The organism is Pseudomonas sp. FW305-3-2-15-E-TSA4 (genome assembly GCF_058787295.1).
The window spans coordinates 274471-292620 of the sequence record NZ_JBYSZP010000001.1 but is presented as its reverse complement, the minus strand read 5'-3'; the positions used below and the strand labels follow the sequence as shown (position 1 = coordinate 292620).

Genomic DNA, 18150 nt, shown 5'->3' with positions numbered 1-18150 from the left:
GAGTGAGCCTGCTCGCGATGAGGCCATCAGCCCCAGAATCAAACCTTAGGCTTGACCCGATCCGCCGGGCGCCGCACACCCGCCACAATCTTGTCCACCGCCTTGGTCGCCGCGACCATGCCGAACGTCGCCGTGACCATCATCACCGCGCCAAACCCGCCGGCGCAGTCGAGCTTCACCCCGTCGCCGACAAAACTCTTCTGCAAACAGATGCTGCCGTCCGGTTTCGGATAGCGCAGTTGTTCGGTGGAGAACACACACGGCACGCTGTAATGGCGAGTCACGGTACGCGAGAAGCCATAGTCGCGACGCAACGTCGAACGCACTTTCGAGGCCAGCGGGTCGTTGAACGTGCGGTTGAGGTCGCAGACCTGAATCAGCGTCGGATCGATCTGCCCACCCGCACCGCCGGTGGTGATGATCTGGATCTTGCGGCGTTTGCACCAGGCGATCAGCGCAGCTTTGGCGTTGACCGCGTCGATGCAGTCGATCACGCAATCGATGTTCGGCGTGATGTATTCGGCCATGGTGTCGCGCGTCACGAAGTCCGCCACCGCATGCACGGTGCAATCCGGATTGATCCCGCGCAGGCGCTCGGCCATCACTTCGACCTTGGGTTTGCCGACGGTGCTGTCCAGCGCGTGCAACTGGCGGTTGGCGTTGCTGACGCAGACGTCATCGAGGTCGAACAGCGAAATCTCACCGACGCCACAGCGGGCCATGGCTTCCGCCGCCCAGGAACCGACGCCACCGACGCCGACAATCGCCACATGGGCCGCACGCAGGCGCTCGAGGCCCTCGATGCCATACAAACGGGCGATGCCTGCAAACCGCGGATCTTCTGTACTCATGACCATTACCCCAAAAACCGGCGCGCATTATAGGGCCGTCGGCGGCCAAGAGCATCTTTGACGCTATGAACGGTGAACGCAGCCGTTTTGCGCAAGCCTTGTGGCGAGGGAGCTTGCTCCCGCCGGGTCACGAAGCGGCCCTTTGAAAGCAGCCTGCTTCGCAGTCCAGCGGGAGCAAGCTCCCTCGCCACTGGGAATTGCTATAACTGAATAACAAAGTTTTCTCTTACAAGCTGTTACTAAAGAACTTAAATCAGGTTGGACTGCCCAATGTCGGGCATTTTCCTGCCCGGTGTACGAGCAGTGAACTGCCGGTGTAGGATTCGCGCCCTTTTGGCGTAAGCCGATCCGTTCCTTCGTTCCACAGCCTTTGGAACCCGAAATAGCTATGTCATCGCGTAAATTTGGTCTCAACCTGGTGGTGGTTCTGGCAATCGCCGCCCTGTTCACCGGTTTCTGGGCGCTGATCAATCGCCCGGTCTCCGCGCCCAACTGGCCGGAGCAGATCTCCGGTTTCTCTTATTCGCCATTCCAGCAGGGCCAATTCCCACAGAAGGATCAGTATCCGACTGACGACGAAATGCGCCGTGACCTGGAGATCATGAGCAAGCTGACGGACAACATCCGCATCTACTCGGTCGACGGTTCGCTGCAGGACATCCCGAAACTGGCGGAAGAGTTCGGTCTGCGCGTGACCCTCGGGATCTGGATCAGCCCCGATCAGGAACGCAACGAGCGCGAGATCCAGCGCGCCATCGAACTGGCCAACACCTCGCGCAGCGTGGTTCGTGTGGTGGTCGGTAACGAGGCGATCTTCCGCAAGGAAATCACTGCCGAGCAACTGAGCGTGCTGCTGGATCGGGTGCGCGCGGCGGTGAAAGTGCCGGTGACCACCTCCGAGCAGTGGCACGTCTGGGAAGAACACCCGGAACTGGCCAAGCACGTTGACCTGATCGCTGCGCACGTCCTGCCGTACTGGGAATTCATCCCCGTGGACAAGGCCGGACAGTTCGTCTTCGACCGCGCCCGTGACCTGAAAAAGCTGTTCCCGAAAAAGCCGTTGCTGCTGTCCGAAGTCGGCTGGCCGAGCAACGGTCGCATGCGTGGTGGCGCCGATGCGTCGCCGGCGGATCAGGCTATCTATCTGCGTACGCTGGTCAACAAACTTAACCGTCAGGGCTTCAACTACTTCGTGATCGAAGCCTTCGACCAGCCGTGGAAGGCCAGTGACGAAGGTTCGGTGGGCGCCTACTGGGGCGTGTTCAACGCCGCGCGCCAGCAGAAATTCAACTTCGAAGGCCCGGTCGTCGCCATCCCGCAATGGCGCGTGCTGGCCATCGGTTCGGTGGTGCTGGCGCTGCTGTCGCTGACCCTGCTGATGATCGACGGCTCGGCCCTGCGCCAGCGTGGCCGCACCTTCCTGACCTTTATCGCGTTCCTTTGCGGTTCGGTGCTGGTGTGGATCGGTTACGACTACAGCCAGCAATACAGCACGTGGTTCAGCCTGACGGTGGGTTTCCTCCTGGCACTGGGTGCGCTCGGGGTGTTCATCGTGCTGCTGACCGAAGCGCATGAACTGGCCGAAGCGGTCTGGACCCACAAGCGCCGGCGTGAATTCCTGCCGGTGGTGGGCGATTCGGACTACAGACCGAAAGTCTCGATCCACGTACCGTGCTACAACGAGCCGCCGGAGATGGTCAAACAGACCCTCGACGCCCTGGCCGCCCTCGATTACCCGGACTATGAAGTCCTGATCATCGACAACAACACCAAAGACCCAGCCGTCTGGGAACCGGTGCGCGACTACTGCGCCACCCTCGGCCCGCGCTTCAAGTTCTTCCACGTATCACCGCTGGCCGGGTTCAAGGGCGGTGCGCTGAACTACCTGATTCCGCACACCGCCAAGGACGCCGAAGTGATCGCGGTGATCGACTCCGACTACTGCGTGCATCCGAACTGGCTCAAGCACATGGTGCCGCACTTCGCCGATCCAAAAATCGCCGTGGTGCAGTCGCCGCAGGACTATCGCGACCAGAACGAAAGTACCTTCAAAAAGCTCTGCTACGCCGAATACAAAGGCTTCTTCCACATCGGCATGGTCACCCGTAACGACCGCGACGCGATCATTCAGCACGGCACCATGACCATGACCCGCCGTTCGGTTCTGGAAGAGCTGGGCTGGGCCGACTGGTGCATCTGTGAAGACGCCGAGCTGGGTCTGCGCGTGTTCGAGAAAGGTCTGTCGGCAGCGTATTACCACGACAGTTACGGCAAGGGTCTGATGCCGGACACCTTCATCGACTTCAAGAAGCAGCGTTTCCGCTGGGCCTATGGCGCGATCCAGATCATCAAGCGCCACACCCGCAGCCTGCTGCGCGGCAAGGACACCGAACTGACCCGTGGCCAGCGTTACCACTTCCTCGCGGGGTGGCTGCCATGGGTCGCGGACGGCATGAACATCTTCTTCACCGTCGGCGCCCTGCTGTGGTCGGCGGCGATGATCATCGTGCCGCAACGGGTCGATCCGCCGCTGCTGATTTTCGCAATCCCGCCATTGGCGCTGTTCGTGTTCAAGGTCGGCAAGATCATCTTCCTCTACCGTCGCGCCGTGGGCGTGAACCTCAAAGATGCGTTCTGCGCCGCACTGGCTGGCCTGGCGTTGTCGCACACCATCGCCAAAGCGGTGCTGTACGGCTTCTTCACCAGCAGCATTCCGTTCTTCCGCACGCCGAAAAACGCCGACAACCATGGTTTCTGGGTGGCGATTTCCGAAGCGCGGGAAGAGCTGTTCATCATGCTGCTGTTGTGGGGCGCGGCGCTGGGGATCTACCTGGTGCAGGGCATTCCAAGCAACGACATGCGCTTCTGGGTCGCAATGCTGCTGGTGCAGTCGCTGCCATACCTGGCCGCGCTGATCATGGCGTTCCTCTCGTCGCTGCCAAAACCTGCGACAGCGCCTGAACCGGCGCCTGTCGTCTAATTCCTCTTTGATCCACTAAACGGCGGCCAATGGTCGCCGTTTTGCTTTAAGATAACCGCCATTTTGCGGGGCACTCCTCTAATCCCTGTGGGAGCGAGCCTGCTCGCGAAGGCTTTGTAACATTCACCGATTATGTTGACTGACACACCGCATTCGCGAGCAGGCTCGCTCCCACATTGTTAGTCCGCGCCCACATTCATGACTCCGGAGTTTTCCATGACGGCCCACGCCGACCTTTCGCCGACCCTCCAACTCGCCATCGACCTGATCCGCCGTCCGTCCGTGACGCCGGTCGACGCCGATTGCCAGAAGCAGATGATGCAGCGCCTGGGCGATGCCGGTTTCACCCTCGAGCCGATGCGCATCGAGGACGTGGATAACTTCTGGGCCACCCACGGCAACGACGACGGCCCGGTGCTGTGCTTCGCCGGCCACACCGACGTGGTGCCGACCGGTCCGGTGACCGCCTGGCAGATCGACCCGTTCAACGCGGTGATCGATGAACACGGCATGCTCTGCGGTCGCGGCGCGGCGGACATGAAAGGCAGCCTGGCGTCGATGACCGTCGCCGCCGAGCGTTTTGTCGCCGACTACCCGAACCACAAGGGCAAGGTCGCGTTCCTCATCACCAGCGACGAAGAAGGCCCGGCGCACCACGGCACCAAAGCGGTGGTGGAACGTCTGGTGGCGCGCAAGGAACGTCTGGACTGGTGCATCGTCGGCGAACCGTCGAGCACCACGCTGGTCGGTGACGTGGTGAAAAACGGTCGTCGCGGCTCGCTGGGCGCCAAGCTCACCGTGCGCGGCGTGCAGGGTCACGTGGCCTACCCGCACCTGGCGAAGAACCCGATCCACCTCGCCGCCCCGGCCTTGGCCGAACTGGCCGCCGAGCACTGGGATCACGGCAACGATTTCTTCCCGCCGACCAGTTTCCAGATTTCCAACCTCAACTCGGGCACCGGCGCGACCAACGTGATCCCGGGTGATCTGGTGGCGGTGTTCAACTTCCGCTTCTCCACCGAATCCACCGTCGAAGGCCTGCAGAAACGCGTGGCCGATATCCTCGACAAACACAGTCTGGACTGGCACATCGACTGGGCGCTGTCCGGTCTGCCGTTCCTCACCGAGCCGGGCGCGCTGCTCGACGCGGTGTCGTCGAGCATCAAGGACATCACCGGCCGCGAGACCAAGGCGTCGACCAGCGGCGGTACCTCCGACGGCCGTTTCATCGCGACCATGGGTACCCAAGTGGTTGAGCTGGGCCCGGTCAACGCGACCATTCACCAGGTCAACGAACGTGTGCTGGCGGCCGATCTCGACGTGCTGACCGAGATCTACTACCAGACCCTGATCAAGTTGCTCGCCTGATGCTCGCGTGCCCGATCTGCAGTGAACCGCTGAACAGCGTCGACAACGGCGTGGTCTGCCCCGCCGGCCACCGCTTCGACCGTGCGCGTCAGGGCTACCTGAACCTGTTGCCGGTACAGCACAAGAACAGCCGTGACCCTGGCGACAATCAGGCGATGGTCGAGGCGCGCCGCGACTTCTTGAACGCCGGGCATTACGCGCCGGTGGCCAAGCGTCTGGCCGAGCTGGCGGCAAGTTATACGCCGGCACGTTGGGTCGATATTGGTTGCGGTGAGGGTTACTACACCGCACAGATTGCCGATGCCCTGCCGGACGCCGATGGCTACGCGCTGGACATCTCCCGCGAGGCGGTGAAACGCGCCTGCAAACGCAACCCGGTAATCACCTGGTTGATCGCCAGCATGGCCCGCGTGCCGTTGGCGTCGGGCAGTTGCCAGTTTCTGGCGAGCGTTTTCAGTCCGCTGGACTGGGCAGAAGCCAAGCGTCTGCTCAGCGTTGGCGGCGGCCTGATGAAGGTCGGCCCGACCAGCGGCCACCTTATGGAACTGCGCGAACGCCTGTACGACGAAGTGCGCGAGTACACCGACGACAAGCATCTGGCCCTGGTGCCCGAAGGCATGGCGCTGGCGCACAGCGAAACCCTGGAATTCAAACTGACGCTGGACAAGCCCGAGGATCGCGCCAACCTGCTGGCGATGACGCCCCACGGCTGGCGCGCCAGTGCCGAACGCCGCACCGCCGTGATCGAACAGGCCGAGCCGTTCGTGACCACCGTGTCGATGCGCTACGATTATTTCGTTCTTCAATAACTTTTGGTCTCGGGCAAGTGCCCGGGGCCGGCTAAATCCGCGAATGGATTTTTCAGACCCGCAGTGAGGACATCCATGCGCCAACCGGATATCGAGATTTACCTGAAAGACGCCGACGTCGACCACAAGGCAATTTCCGCCTGGCTCGGTGAGGCTCTGGGCCCGTGCAGCGACTGGGTACAGAAAGGCCAGACCTACAAGTGCAAGGCCGGCAACATCCCGGTGACCTGGTTGCCGAAAGCCGTGGGCAAATGGAACAGCTTGTACCTGGAAAGCGATGCGACCCCTTGGGACGACGACATCGCCTGCGCCCGTGCAGCCTTTGCCGCGCTGAACGTCGAAGTGCGTTGCGCACCGGGCACGTGGGTCGAGGAAGAAGGCGAAGAGACGGCGGATCGCTGGATTCGCATCAGCGCCGACGGTGAAGAAGAAATCACTTGGAAAACCGCGTAATCCCGGACAACGCATATCCAAATGTGGGAGCGGGCTTGCTCGCGAATGCGGTGTATCAGCTACAGTTGTGCTGAATGACACGACGTATTCGCGAGCAAGCCCGCTCCCACATTGGTTTTGGGATGTTTTGGAGGGTTGTGTTACAGACCGACCACATCCTCAGCCTGCAATCCCTTCTCGCCAGTAATCACCGCATACTCAACCTGCTGACCTTCAGTCAGCGAGCGATGCCCTTCGCCACGGATCGCGCGGTAGTGCACGAACACGTCCACCCCGTCGTCGCGCTGAATGAAGCCGTAGCCCTTGGCGTCGTTGAACCACTTCACATTGCCGGTTTCACGTGTTGCCATCTGTTCATACTCCTTTTTTATTATTGAACAGGCTTTTCGCAGGAAAGCCTTTGCGGAACGTCAGCCTGCGCCCGACGTCCATAAAGGGCCCCGGCGACAGATTGCCGAGTATATGACAGGCGCAAAAAGTCTCAACAGGAGATTACTTCGCCGCTTTTTTGCCGATTTTCGACTAATACGGCAAACTGTCGACCGCCCGAGCAAACGCTCGGTTTTATTCACTCACGCAGAAGCCGTATGACCCGTTCCCCGTTCCGCCGTCTTGTGTTTGGCACCTTGCGCCGACTGTTGTACCTCTGGGTTCGCTCGGAGACGATCAACCAGTCGTCGTTCACCCTCAACCTCGACCGCAGTCGTCCGGTGTTCTACGTCCTGCAAAACCCCTCGCTCACCGATCTGGCGGTGGTCGACACCGAGTGCACCAAGGCCGGTCTGCCGCGTCCGGTACTGCCGGTGTCGGTGGGGCCGTTGATCGAACCGGCGGCGTTTTTCTATCTGACGCCAGATCCGGACTGGCTCGGCCGTCAGGACAAGCGCGGTGCGCCGCCGACCCTGACCCGACTGGTCAGCGCCCTGACGCAAAACGCCGCCGAAGACGCGCAGATCATTCCGGTCAGCGTTTTCTGGGGCCAGTCGCCGGACAGCGAAAACAGCCCATGGAAGCTGCTGTTCGCTGACAGCTGGGCGGTCACCGGGCGCCTGCGCCGGCTGCTGAGCATCATTGTCCTGGGGCGTAAAACCCGTGTGCAGTTCTCGGCGCCGATCCACCTGCGCGAACTGATCGAGCACAACAAGGGCCACGAACGCACCGTGCGCATGGCCCAGCGCATCCTGCGCGTGCACTTCCGCAATCTGAAAGCCGCCGTCATCGGCCCGGACATCTCGCACCGTCGTAATCTGGTCAAAGGCCTGCTCAACCAGCCGCTGGTCAAGCAAGCGATCCTCGACGAAGCCGAGCGCGAAAACATCTCCCCGGAAAAAGCCAAGGCCCAGGCCCTGCGCTACGGCAACGAGATCGCCTCGGACTACACCTACACCGCGATCCGCTTCCTCGAAGTGGTGCTGAGCTGGTTCTGGAACAAGATCTACGACGGGATCAAGGTCAACCACATCGAAGGCGTGCAGAAGGTCGCCCAGGGTCACGAAGTGATCTACGTGCCGTGCCACCGCAGCCACATCGACTATCTGTTGCTGTCGTACTTGCTGTTCCGCAACGGCCTGACACCGCCGCATATCGCCGCCGGAATCAACCTGAACATGCCGGTGATCGGCAGCCTGCTGCGCCGTGGCGGCGCGTTCTTCATGCGCCGCACGTTCAAGGGCAATCCGCTGTACACCTCGGTGTTCAACGAATACCTGCACACCCTGTTCACCAAAGGTTTCCCGGTCGAGTACTTCGTCGAGGGCGGCCGCTCGCGCACCGGGCGCATGCTGCAACCGAAAACCGGGATGCTCGCGATCACGATGCGCAGCTTCCTGCGTTCGTCGCGGATGCCGATCGTTTTCGTGCCGGTGTACATCGGTTACGAGCGCGTGCTGGAAGGCCGCACCTACCTCGGCGAACTGCGTGGCGCGAGCAAGAAGAAAGAGTCGATCTTCGACATCTTCAAAGTCATCGGCGCGCTCAAGCAGCGCTTCGGTCAGGTCGCGGTGAACTTCGGCGAGCCGATCAAACTCGCGGAATTCCTCGACAGCGAACAGCCAGACTGGCGCCAGCAGGAACTCGGCCCGCAGTACAAACCGGCGTGGCTCAACGAGACCACCAACCGCCTTGGCGAGAAAGTCGCGCAGCACTTGAACGAAGCAGCGGCGATCAACCCGGTCAATCTGGTGGCGCTGGCGCTGCTCTCGACCACCCGCCTGGCACTGGACGATCGGGCCATGGCGCGGGTGCTGGATCTGTATCTGGCGCTGCTGCGCAAAGTCCCTTACTCGCCGCACACGACCCTGCCGGAAGGCGATGGTCGCGCGCTGATCGAGCATGTGAAGGACATGGATCTGCTGTCCGAGCAGAACGATGCGCTGGGCAAGATTCTCTATCTGGACGAGCAGAACGCTGTCCTGATGACCTACTACCGCAACAACGTGCTGCACATCTTCGCCTTGCCGGCGCTGCTGGCGAGCTTCTTCCAGAGCACCTCGCGCATGAGCCGCGAACAGATCCTGCGTTACACCCGCGCGCTGTATCCGTACCTGCAGGCGGAGCTGTTCATTCGCTGGTCGCTGGAGGAACTGGACGGCGTGGTCGATCAATGGCTGGAAGCGTTCGTCGAGCAAGGCCTGCTGCGTTTCGAGAAGGACGTGTACATGCGCCCGGCGCCAAGTTCGCGGCACTTTGTGTTGCTGACCCTGCTGTCGAAAAGCATCGCGCAGACCCTGCAGCGCTTCTACATGACCGTGTCCCTGCTGCTCAACAGCGGCCAGAACAGCATCAGCGCCGAAGAGCTGGAGGACCTGTGCACGGTCATGGCCCAGCGCCTGTCGATCCTCCACGGTTTGAACGCCCCGGAGTTCTTCGACAAGAGCCTGTTCCGCCACTTCATCCAGACCCTGCTCGACCTCGACGTGCTGCGTCGCGACGAAGCCGGGAAGTTGAGCTACCACGAACTGCTCGGCGAACTGGCCGAAGGCGCTGCCAAACGCGTGTTGCCGGCGGAGATTCGTCTGTCGATTCGTCAGGTGGCTTTGCATCGCAGTGAAGATGCCGCCGAAACAGCGGATACACCACAAGTCTGAAACTTGCTGACAACTAACGGGCGCGCACTTCAATGGCCCCGTTAGTTGATTCATGGATTAATAGGCTCACTCCACCAATCACGATACGGATATCGAGATGAGCCTGTTAACCGAAGAAACTTGCGCAGTAATCCTGGACTTCCGTCTACCGCCCGAATTCCACGCGCCTGCCGATGGTGTCAATGAAACCATTGTCAGCGTCAAAGTTTTCAATTCCCAATCGCCTGTAAACATCAAGGACTGGCACCGTGCTGCGATCTTCGACGCCGGCTGGAAATTTGACTTCCCTCATCACTACGGCGATGTAGGCGTCAGGTACCAAGTCAATGTGCAGATCCTTCATGACCAAATACCCTTGCTGATCGAGCAGGACTACTTCGTCACTGTCAACAACACTCCCCATCGCCAAACCCTGCACCTGAGCCCGATCGGTTTTCTATATGTCGAGGCTCAAGAAGCCGAAATTGTTGCGCCAGAAGAAGCGGTCACCATCAGTCTGCATGAAGCAGAGTCTCCCGAAGTTGAGCTGGTAAGTGTCAAACAGGACGAACAGTCAGTCTCCGGGTTTTATCTGAAATATGATCCTGACAGCGTTATACCCGGTAAACGCTATGCACTGACGGGTATTGAAAACCGCTACCATCAACGTCTTGTGATCTCGCCTGAACAAGTCGAACTGGCTCCCGCGGTGCCCAGTACCCGCGCGCTGTCGTTTCAGAAATTAATGCAGTGGCTGGAAAAACCCTTACGTTTGTTCACTGACGCTGGCACCAAAATCCGCTAGATTTCCTTCGGCGCCGGGATTCTTCCGGCGCAACCGTCTCAGAGGTCCCGATGAAAAAACTCACCCTTCTCGCCGCAGCCACCCTGTTGAGCGCCTGCCAGTCGACCACCCCCGCCGGCAAAGTCGGCCTCGACGGCGAAGTGTTCTACCTGCAACGCATCGCCCTGCCACCAAGCGCGACCCTGAGCGTGAGCCTGCAGGACGTGTCGCTGGCCGACGCACCGGCGGTGGTTCTCGACGAACAGAAAGGCCCGGTCAAAGGCCAGGTGCCGCTGCCGTTCCACTTGAGTTACGATCCGGCCCAGGTCAAACCCGGCCACCGCTACTCGGTCAGCGCGCGCATCGAAGTCAACGGCGAGTTGATGTTCATTACCACCGAAAACCACGCCGTGCAACTGGACGGCAACGATCCGCAGCCGCTGAAAATCCGCGTCGACGCCATTCGCTAATTGTCTTTCAAGGAAGCTGCCATGCTCCGCCCTACCCTTCGCTTCGCCGGCCTATGCGCGGGCTTGATGATCTCTGCCAGCGCTCTGGCACTGTCGCTCAGCGACCTCTCGCAACAAGACGCCACCGGCGGCCTCAAGGACGCCCTGACCCAAGGCGCGCAAATCGCCGTCAAACAACTCGGCACCCCGGGCGGCTTCAGCAACAACCCGGAAGTGAAAATCGAACTGCCGGGCAAACTCGGCAAAGTCGCCGGCAAGATGAAAGCCTTCGGCATGGGCGCCCAGGTCGACGAACTCGAAACCGCGATGAACAAGGCCGCAGAAAGCGCCGTGACCCAGGCCCAGCCGATCCTCGTCGACGCCGTGAAGAAAATGACCGTGGCCGACGCCAAAGGCATCCTCAGCGGCGGCACTGACTCGGCCACCCAATACCTGGACAAAACCAGCCGCGAACAGATCCGCGCCAAGTTCCTGCCCATCGTCAAACAAGCCACCGACAAAGTCGGCGTCGCACAAAAGTACAACGCCTTCGCCGGCCAGGCCGCGACCCTGGGCGTGGTGGATGCGAAAAGCGCCAACGTCGAAAACTACGTCACTGAACAAGCGCTCAATGGCCTGTTCGAAATGATCGGCAAACAGGAACAAACCATCCGCAAGAATCCGGCTGCTGCAGCGACGGGGCTGGCGAAGAAAGTGTTCGGCACCTTGTAATTTTTGCCGCGGCACGAAAAAGCCCGCTGAACCGGTGAAGGTCAGCGGGCTTTTTATTGTGGGTCAGCCTTGCGGATCCACCTGATCGAGGACGCGGTTAACCGACAGCTCCGCGAGCGAAATCATCTGCTGAATGCCAAGCAGCTGACTGCACGTCGGGCCGCTCAGGGTAAACGCCAACTCACTGGCCATGACATTGGCCGAGGCCAGCGTTTCACAGGCATGGGCCAGCAGGGTTTCGGAATCGACTTCGGGGAGAACAGTGAAGATTGTGCTGGGCTGAGTGACGGGTTTGGGCTGTTTTTCAGGCTGGGGCAGGAGGTAGTGATCGAGCGCACGCAGGGCTGCGTCGTGGAGCTTGCGCGAATCGAGGAAGGCGTAGGGGGAGACGGGGTCGGTTGATCGGCCAGGGGTGGCTTCTGGTGCGGATTCGGGAGGATTCGGGGTGTGTTTGAACATGGTGGAACTCCTAACTATTCAAGTGGAGCTACCACCATCACTTGCAGATGACGGGTGGCAGCTGTGCACGGGTCTGCAAGACCGAGTTGTTAGGCCCTCGGCATACCCGAAGGTATCCCGCACACAGCCACCATAAAACGATGGCCGCTAAAAAGCGCCACGATTATAGGGGCGCTGATCAGTACCTAACAAACTATCGGCGGGCTTGCAGACCCGGTCGCTGAATTGGCAACGACAGACTCAGGCTAGAGATCGCGCTTCCGACGGGCAACCTGAAAACCTTGTGGGAAGGTTCTGGTTATCTGGAACATTTTTAAACAGACCAGAGAGGTTGGGTGGCTGGGCGGGCCTCTTCGCGAGCAAGCCCGCTCCCACAGTTGGATTGAGTGCAGGCAGTTGGAGAGTGGTCGGCTACTAGGCCGCCATCGCGAGCAGGCTCACTCCTACAGTGGGATTGGGTGTGGGCAGTTGGAAACTGGTCGGCTGTCAGGCCGCCATCGCGAGCAGGCTCACTCCTACAGTGGGATTGGGTGCAGGTAGTTGGAGATTGGTCGACTGTCAGGCCGCCTTCGCGAGCAAGCCCGCTCCCACATTTGGATTGGGTGCAGGCAGTTGGAGATTGGTCGGCTACTAGGCCGCCATCGCTGGCAAGCCAGCTCCCACAGTGGGATTGGGGACGGTCAGTTGGAGATTGGTCGGCTGTCAGGCCGCCATCGTGAGCAGGCTCACTCCTACAGTGGGTTGGGTGAGTCAGTTAGAGCCTGGTCGGCTGTCAGGCCGCCATCGCTGGCAAGCCAGCTCCCACAGAAAAGCAAAGCAGTCCAGACAGACCACATGCTTTTCACCACTCAACAGGATGAGCGCAAGCTCGGCTGCAGCTCTTGATCTTGCCGTGCCGGCCCCTTCGGCAGGCTGAGTGGAGGGGTTTATCCGGGGGTGGGAGCGCAGCGACCGTTTGGCGTAGCCAAATGCATCGAGAGGAGGTGCAGCGAAGCAAACCGGAGGCGATGCGCCCGGATGAACCACGCAACGAAGGAACCCGAGCCTAAGCGAGGGCCGTACGCCGGGGCCCAGCGTTTTGGTTACTTTTGGGCGTCTGCAAAAGTGACTCGCCGTAAGGGCGAAACCGCCAGCCGCAGCACCCGAAGCAACGGATATAAACCCAAAACCCCAAGAACCTGGTCGGCCCAAAGGCCGCCAAGTCCAAAACCATCAAGCGTCGCGACGCACTCGGAACCAGGCCGCATACAAAGCAGGCAAAAACAAAAGCGTCAAAGCCGTAGCCACAATCAACCCCCCCATGATCGCCACCGCCATCGGCCCGAAAAACACACTGCGCGACAAAGGAATCATCGCCAGCACCGCCGCCAAAGCCGTCAAGACAATAGGCCGAAACCGCCGCACCGTCGCCTCGATAATCGCCTGCCAAGGCTTGAGACCAGAGGCAATATCCTGCTCGATCTGATCCACCAGAATCACCGAGTTGCGCATGATCATCCCCGACAGCGCGATCGTCCCCAGCATCGCCACAAACCCGAACGGCTGGCGGAACACCATCAGAAACAACACCACCCCGATCAACCCCAGCGGCGCCGTCAGAAACACCATCGCCGTACGCGAGAAACTGCGCAATTGCACCATCAGCAACGTCAGCACCACCACAATGAACATCGGCACCCCGGCATTCACTGACTTCTGTCCACGCTCCGAATCTTCAACCGTACCGCCAACATCCAGCAGATACCCGTCAGGCAATTCGGCACGGATCGGATCCAGCGTCGGCTCGATCTGCTTGACCAGCGTCGCCGGCTGCTCCTTGCCATAAATGTCGGCACGCACAGTCACGGTCGGCAGACGATTACGGTGCCAGATGATCCCTTCCTCAAACCCGTATTCCAGCGTGGCAATCTGCGACAGCGCCACACTGCGACCGTTATCGGTCGGCACCGCCAGACTCGGCAGCAACGTCAACTCGGTGCGCTCATGCACCGTGCCGCGCAGCAGAATCTCGATCAACTCGTTGTCCTCGCGGTACTGGCTGACACTCGAGCCGGTCAGCGAACTCTGGAGGAATTTCGCCAGATTGGCCGTGCTCACACCGAGCGCCCGCGCACGATCCTGATCGATGTTCAGGTACACCACTTTGCTCGGCTCTTCCCAATCCAGGTGCACGTTGACCACATGCGGGTTTTCGCGAACCTTGGCTGCCACTTTACGCGCCAGCGCACGGACTTCCTCGATGTGCTCACCGGTGACGCGGAACTGCACCGGATAGCCAACCGGCGGACCGTTTTCCAGACGCGTGACCCGCGAACGCAGGGTCGGGAATTGCTCGTTAAGGGTCTCGATCAACCAGGTGCGCAGGGTCTCGCGCTCTTCGATGTTTTTCGCCAATACCACAAACTGAGCGAAGCTCGCCGCCGGCAGTTGTTGATCCAGCGGCAGGTAGAAGCGCGGCGAACCGGTGCCGACATACGCCACATAGTTATCGATGCCGGCGTGATCCTTGAGCATCGCCTCCAGGCGTTTGACCTCGGCCGTGGTGTTGGCCAGCGACGCCCCTTCAGCGAGTTTCAGATCGACCATCAATTCCAGTCGATTGGAGGCAGGGAAGAACTGCTGCGGGACGAAACGGAACAGCATCACCGACGCAATAAACAGCCCCACTGTCAGCACAATCACGGTTTTGCGGTGCGCCACGCACCACTCCACCAGACGTCGAACCCGTTGATAAAACGGCGTGCCATACGGGTCGGCCTGGCCGTCAGTTGTGCCGTGTTTGGCCGCATGAATTTTCGCCAGATCCGGCAGGAGTTTTTCCCCCAGATACGGCACAAACATCACCGCCGCCACCCATGAGGCGAGCAACGCGATGGTCACCACCTGAAAGATCGAACGGGTGTATTCGCCGGTACCGGACTGCGCGGTGGCGATCGGTAGAAAACCCGCGGCGGTAATCAGCGTACCGGTAAGCATCGGGAACGCAGTGCTGGTCCAGGCGTAGCTCGCGGCCTTGATCCTGTCGAAGCCCTGTTCCATTTTGATCGCCATCATTTCCACGGCGATGATTGCGTCGTCCACCAGCAAGCCCAGCGCCAGCACCAGCGCGCCGAGCGAGATCTTGTGCAGACCGATACCCAGGTAATACATGCAGGCGAAGGTCATCGCCAGCACCAGCGGAATGGTCAGCGCGACCACCATCCCGGTGCGCACGCCAAGGGAGAAGAAGCTCACCAGCAACACGATTGCCAGCGCCTCGACCAGCACCTGGACAAACTCGCCCACACCGGTTTTCACCGCCGCCGGTTGGTCGGACACCTTGCGCAGTTGCATGCCGGCCGGGAGGTTTTTCTGCAGGCGCGAGAACTCGCCTTCCAGCGCTTTGCCCAGCACCAGAATGTCGCCGCCGTCCTTCATCGCTACTGCGAGGCCAATGGCATCTTCACCCATGAAGCGCATGCGCGGCGCCGGTGGATCGTTGAAACCGCGATGCACATCGGCGACATCGGAGATGCGGAACGTCCGGTCACCGACGCGGATCGGGAAGTTCTTGATCTCCTCGACCGTCTGAAAATTCCCCGAGACCCGCAGTTGCACACGCTCGTTGCCGGTTTCAAAGAACCCGGCGGTGGACACCGCGTTCTGCTCTTGCAGCGCTTGCTGCACGGCCGCCAGTGGCAAACCGAGGGTGGCGAGTTTGACGTTGGACAACTCGACCCAAATCTTCTCGTCCTGCAAACCGAGCAGATCGACCTTGCCGACATCTTTGACTCGTTGCAGCTGAATCTGGATACGGTCGGCGTAATCCTTGAGCACCGCGTAGTCAAAACCGTCGCCGGTCAGCGCATAGATGTTGCCGAACGTAGTGCCGAATTCATCGTTGAAGAATGGCCCCTGAATATCCGGCGGCAAGGTCTGACGAATGTCACTGACCTTCTTGCGCACCTGGTACCAGAGGTCGGGGATTTCCTTGGAATGCATCGAATCGCGGGCAATAAACGTGACCTGCGACTCACCCGGGCGGGAGAACGACACGATGCGTTCGTACTCGCCGGTTTCCATCAGTTTCTTTTCGATGCGTTCGGTGACCTGGCGCGAGACTTCCTGCGCGGTCGCCCCCGGCCAGCGGGTCTGAATGACCATGGCCTTGAAGGTGAACGGCGGGTCTTCGCTCTGGCCGAGCTTGGTGTAGGACAAGGCACCGACGATGGCCAGCAAAAGCATCAGGAACAGTACGATCTGGCGATTACGCAGCGCCCATTCGGAAAGGTTGAAGCGCATCGGGACTTACTCCTTGTCCGCCAGATTGACCACTCGGTTGGAGCGATCCACAGGCCGCACCTGCTGACCTTCGAGCAATACGTGAACACCGGCGGCCACCACCCAGTCGCTGGCATTCAGGCCTTCGAGCACCGGCACGCTTTTCTCGCCGAACGGGCCGATGCGCACCGGGGTCTTTTTCAAGGTGTTGTTGGCGTTGACGACCCAGACGTAGGTCGCGCCGTTCTCGGCAGTCAGGGCCGAAAGCGGCACCGACAGCGGCACAGCATCCGCCAATTGCACGAACACCCGGGCGCTCTGCCCGAGCTCAGCCGGGACTTTGCCGCTGGTGAACGAGATGCGCGCGGCGAAGGTGCGGGATTTCGGGTCGGCTGCCGGCGACAGTTCACGAATCTGCCCGGCGAAGCGCTGGTTCTGTTGGGTCCACAGTTCAACGGTGACTGGCTGGCCGACCTTGAACCGTCCGAAGCTCTGCTCCGGCAGGCTGATCGACACTTCACGCTCGCCATCGGTGGCGAGGGTGAACACGGTTTGCCCGGCGGCAACCACTTGCCCGACTTCCACCGAACGCTTGGCCACCACGCCGTCCTGCGGCGCGCGCAACACGGCGTAACTGGCCTGGTTGGTCGAGACGTTGAATTCGGCCTTGATCTGCTTGAGGCGCGCCTCGCCGGAACGGTAGAGGTTTTCTGCGTTGTCGTAGGCCGAACGACTGACCATCTGCCGCTCCATCAAGGTTTTGTAGCGGTCACGCTCGGCGCGTACCAGATTCAGATTGGCTTCAGCGGCGGCGACCTGTGCGCGGGTGGCTTCCAGTTGCAGGCGCACATCCTGCGGATCGAGCTCGGCCAGTGGCTGATCGGCCTTGACGCGCTGGCCTTCCTCGACCAGTCGTCGGCTGACTTTGCCGCCAATGCGGAATGCCAGATCCGGTTCGTAACGGGCGCGCACCTCGCCCGGATAACTTTCCATCGCCTGCGCTGAAGGCTCTGGCTGCACCACCATGGCCGGTCGAATGCTGACTTGCGTCGCCTCTTCCTGACCGCATGCGGACAATAAAACAGCCAGGCTGACTGGCACGGCAAACGACAACGCATGGCGGAACATGGTGACGGACCTTTCGCTAATGGTGCTTGGAATATTTATACTGGCCGGTATGGTATTAATAGCAAACTCACCAGTCCAGTATTAAAAGCGAAGAATGTCGAACAATCTTGCAGCTCCAAACGGCCCGGGCCGTCCGAAGGATCCGGCCAAGCGCCGGGCGATCCTCGACGCGGCGAAAACCCTGTTTCTGAGTCACGGCTACGCCAACACCAGCATGGACGCAGTCGCCGCTGAGGCTGGCGTGTCGAAACTGACGGTTTACAGCCACTTCAACGACAAGGAGACGCTGTTCTCCTCCGCAGTGATGGCCAAATGCGAGGAGCAGTTGCCGCCGCTGTTCTTCGAATTGCCCGCCGGAATCCCCGTGGAAAATGTGTTGCTGAACATTGCCCGAGGCTTTCATCAGCTGATCAACAGCGACGAGTCGGTGAATCTGCACCGTTTGATGATGGCGCTGGGCACGCAGGATCCGAAGCTGTCACAGATTTTCTTCGAGGCCGGCCCCGAGCGCATGGTGCAAGGCATGGAGCGGCTGCTGAAACGCATCGACGAGACCGGCGCGCTGAGCATCGACCTGCCGCGTAATGCGGCCGAGCATTTCTTCTGCCTGATCAAGGGCGCAGGGAATTTTCGTTTGCTGTATTGCTGCGGTGAGCCGCTGAGCGAAGAGGCCTCAGAGAGTCATGTGCAGGAGGTAGTGGGGTTGTTCATGCGGGCTTACAGACCCTAGAGACCTGGTGATTGGTCTACCCCCCTTCGCGAGCAGGCTCGCTCCCACATTTGAAATGCATTCCAATGTGGGAGCGAGCCTG

The 18150-nt window shown here is 60.5% G+C and carries 14 protein-coding genes; 9 read left to right on the top strand and 5 right to left on the bottom strand.

Annotation, left to right across the window (positions count from 1 at the left end; genetic code table 11):
* Window positions 1-38: 38 nt before the first annotated feature.
* A complete protein-coding gene (gene tcdA, locus AC3WMV_RS01350) occupies window positions 39-857 on the bottom strand; it encodes a tRNA cyclic N6-threonylcarbamoyladenosine(37) synthase TcdA (RefSeq protein ID WP_103368419.1) in 819 nt (272 codons plus the stop codon).
* Window positions 858-1239: 382 nt separating this feature from the next.
* Between tcdA and AC3WMV_RS01345 the strand changes: the two genes are divergently transcribed.
* The 4 genes from AC3WMV_RS01345 (at window position 1240) to AC3WMV_RS01330 (ending at window position 6461) form a co-directional block, all read left to right on the top strand.
* A complete protein-coding gene (locus tag AC3WMV_RS01345; protein ID WP_003222095.1) occupies window positions 1240-3831 on the top strand; it encodes a glycosyltransferase in 2592 nt (863 codons plus the stop codon).
* 216 nt (window positions 3832-4047) lie between these two features.
* Window positions 4048-5199, top strand: coding sequence for a succinyl-diaminopimelate desuccinylase (gene dapE, locus AC3WMV_RS01340; protein ID WP_103368420.1), 1152 nt, complete (start codon window positions 4048-4050; stop codon window positions 5197-5199).
* Window positions 5199-6008, top strand: a complete 810-nt coding sequence (locus AC3WMV_RS01335) for a putative RNA methyltransferase (RefSeq protein WP_103368421.1) — start codon at window positions 5199-5201, stop codon at window positions 6006-6008. The genes dapE and AC3WMV_RS01335 overlap by 1 nt, the downstream gene beginning before the upstream one ends.
* Before the next feature lie 75 nt (window positions 6009-6083).
* Entirely contained in the window at window positions 6084-6461 is a 378-nt protein-coding gene (locus tag AC3WMV_RS01330) for a hypothetical protein (RefSeq protein WP_007964251.1), read from the top strand.
* A 140-nt stretch (window positions 6462-6601) separates the two neighbouring features.
* On the opposite strand, the gene AC3WMV_RS01325 is transcribed toward AC3WMV_RS01330, so the two are convergent.
* Window positions 6602-6811 (bottom strand): cold-shock protein, encoded by a 210-nt coding sequence (locus AC3WMV_RS01325; protein ID WP_016771489.1) that lies wholly within the window; start codon window positions 6809-6811, stop codon window positions 6602-6604.
* A 237-nt stretch (window positions 6812-7048) separates the two neighbouring features.
* Between AC3WMV_RS01325 and plsB the strand changes: the two genes are divergently transcribed.
* From plsB to AC3WMV_RS01305, 4 genes are all read left to right on the top strand, one after another.
* The gene (plsB, locus tag AC3WMV_RS01320; RefSeq protein ID WP_097086427.1) at window positions 7049-9547 is read left to right on the top strand and encodes a glycerol-3-phosphate 1-O-acyltransferase PlsB; all 2499 of its coding nucleotides are present in this window, start codon (window positions 7049-7051) and stop codon (window positions 9545-9547) included.
* A gap of 97 nt (window positions 9548-9644) precedes the next feature.
* On the top strand, window positions 9645-10331 hold the full coding sequence (locus AC3WMV_RS01315; RefSeq protein ID WP_103368422.1) for a hypothetical protein: 687 nt from the start codon (window positions 9645-9647) through the stop codon (window positions 10329-10331).
* A 50-nt stretch (window positions 10332-10381) separates the two neighbouring features.
* On the top strand, window positions 10382-10780 hold the full coding sequence (locus tag AC3WMV_RS01310; protein WP_003222082.1) for a YbaY family lipoprotein: 399 nt from the start codon (window positions 10382-10384) through the stop codon (window positions 10778-10780).
* Between the two features lie 21 nt (window positions 10781-10801).
* Window positions 10802-11491: a DUF4197 domain-containing protein gene (locus AC3WMV_RS01305; protein ID WP_103368423.1), complete on the top strand. Its 690-nt coding sequence runs from the start codon at window positions 10802-10804 to the stop codon at window positions 11489-11491.
* A 63-nt stretch (window positions 11492-11554) separates the two neighbouring features.
* Here AC3WMV_RS01305 and AC3WMV_RS01300 read toward each other — a convergent pair whose 3' ends face one another.
* From AC3WMV_RS01300 to AC3WMV_RS01290, 3 genes are all read right to left on the bottom strand, one after another.
* The gene (locus AC3WMV_RS01300; RefSeq protein WP_103368424.1) at window positions 11555-11950 is read right to left on the bottom strand and encodes a DUF6124 family protein; all 396 of its coding nucleotides are present in this window, start codon (window positions 11948-11950) and stop codon (window positions 11555-11557) included.
* 1212 nt (window positions 11951-13162) lie between these two features.
* Window positions 13163-16231 carry an efflux RND transporter permease subunit gene (locus AC3WMV_RS01295; protein ID WP_103368426.1) on the bottom strand — a complete coding sequence of 1023 codons (3069 nt, stop codon included), beginning with the start codon at window positions 16229-16231 and terminating at the stop codon, window positions 13163-13165.
* A gap of 6 nt (window positions 16232-16237) precedes the next feature.
* Window positions 16238-17338, bottom strand: coding sequence for an efflux RND transporter periplasmic adaptor subunit (locus AC3WMV_RS01290; RefSeq protein ID WP_103368427.1), 1101 nt, complete (start codon window positions 17336-17338; stop codon window positions 16238-16240).
* Between the two features lie 94 nt (window positions 17339-17432).
* On the opposite strand from AC3WMV_RS01290, the gene AC3WMV_RS01285 reads away from it, so the two are divergent.
* A complete protein-coding gene (locus AC3WMV_RS01285) occupies window positions 17433-18068 on the top strand; it encodes a TetR/AcrR family transcriptional regulator (protein ID WP_103368428.1) in 636 nt (211 codons plus the stop codon).
* The last annotated feature ends 82 nt before the right edge of the window (window positions 18069-18150 follow it).

Excerpts from the sequence above, each read along its gene's own strand:
- plsB (WP_097086427.1), top strand. The coding sequence starts at position 7,049 with ATGACCCGTTCCCCGTTCCGCCGTCTTGTGTTTGGCACCTTGCGCCGA.
- AC3WMV_RS01315 (WP_103368422.1), top strand. The coding sequence starts at position 9,645 with ATGAGCCTGTTAACCGAAGAAACTTGCGCAGTAATCCTGGACTTCCGT.
- AC3WMV_RS01325 (WP_016771489.1), bottom strand. The coding sequence starts at position 6,811 with ATGGCAACACGTGAAACCGGCAATGTGAAGTGGTTCAACGACGCCAAG.
- AC3WMV_RS01345 (WP_003222095.1), top strand. The coding sequence starts at position 1,240 with ATGTCATCGCGTAAATTTGGTCTCAACCTGGTGGTGGTTCTGGCAATC.
- AC3WMV_RS01310 (WP_003222082.1), top strand. The coding sequence starts at position 10,382 with ATGAAAAAACTCACCCTTCTCGCCGCAGCCACCCTGTTGAGCGCCTGC.
- AC3WMV_RS01335 (WP_103368421.1), top strand. The coding sequence starts at position 5,199 with ATGCTCGCGTGCCCGATCTGCAGTGAACCGCTGAACAGCGTCGACAAC.
- AC3WMV_RS01295 (WP_103368426.1), bottom strand. The coding sequence starts at position 16,231 with ATGCGCTTCAACCTTTCCGAATGGGCGCTGCGTAATCGCCAGATCGTA.
- AC3WMV_RS01290 (WP_103368427.1), bottom strand. The coding sequence starts at position 17,338 with ATGTTCCGCCATGCGTTGTCGTTTGCCGTGCCAGTCAGCCTGGCTGTT.
- dapE (WP_103368420.1), top strand. The coding sequence starts at position 4,048 with ATGACGGCCCACGCCGACCTTTCGCCGACCCTCCAACTCGCCATCGAC.
- tcdA (WP_103368419.1), bottom strand. The coding sequence starts at position 857 with ATGGTCATGAGTACAGAAGATCCGCGGTTTGCAGGCATCGCCCGTTTG.
- AC3WMV_RS01330 (WP_007964251.1), top strand. The coding sequence starts at position 6,084 with ATGCGCCAACCGGATATCGAGATTTACCTGAAAGACGCCGACGTCGAC.
- AC3WMV_RS01285 (WP_103368428.1), top strand. The coding sequence starts at position 17,433 with ATGTCGAACAATCTTGCAGCTCCAAACGGCCCGGGCCGTCCGAAGGAT.
- AC3WMV_RS01305 (WP_103368423.1), top strand. The coding sequence starts at position 10,802 with ATGCTCCGCCCTACCCTTCGCTTCGCCGGCCTATGCGCGGGCTTGATG.
- AC3WMV_RS01300 (WP_103368424.1), bottom strand. The coding sequence starts at position 11,950 with ATGTTCAAACACACCCCGAATCCTCCCGAATCCGCACCAGAAGCCACC.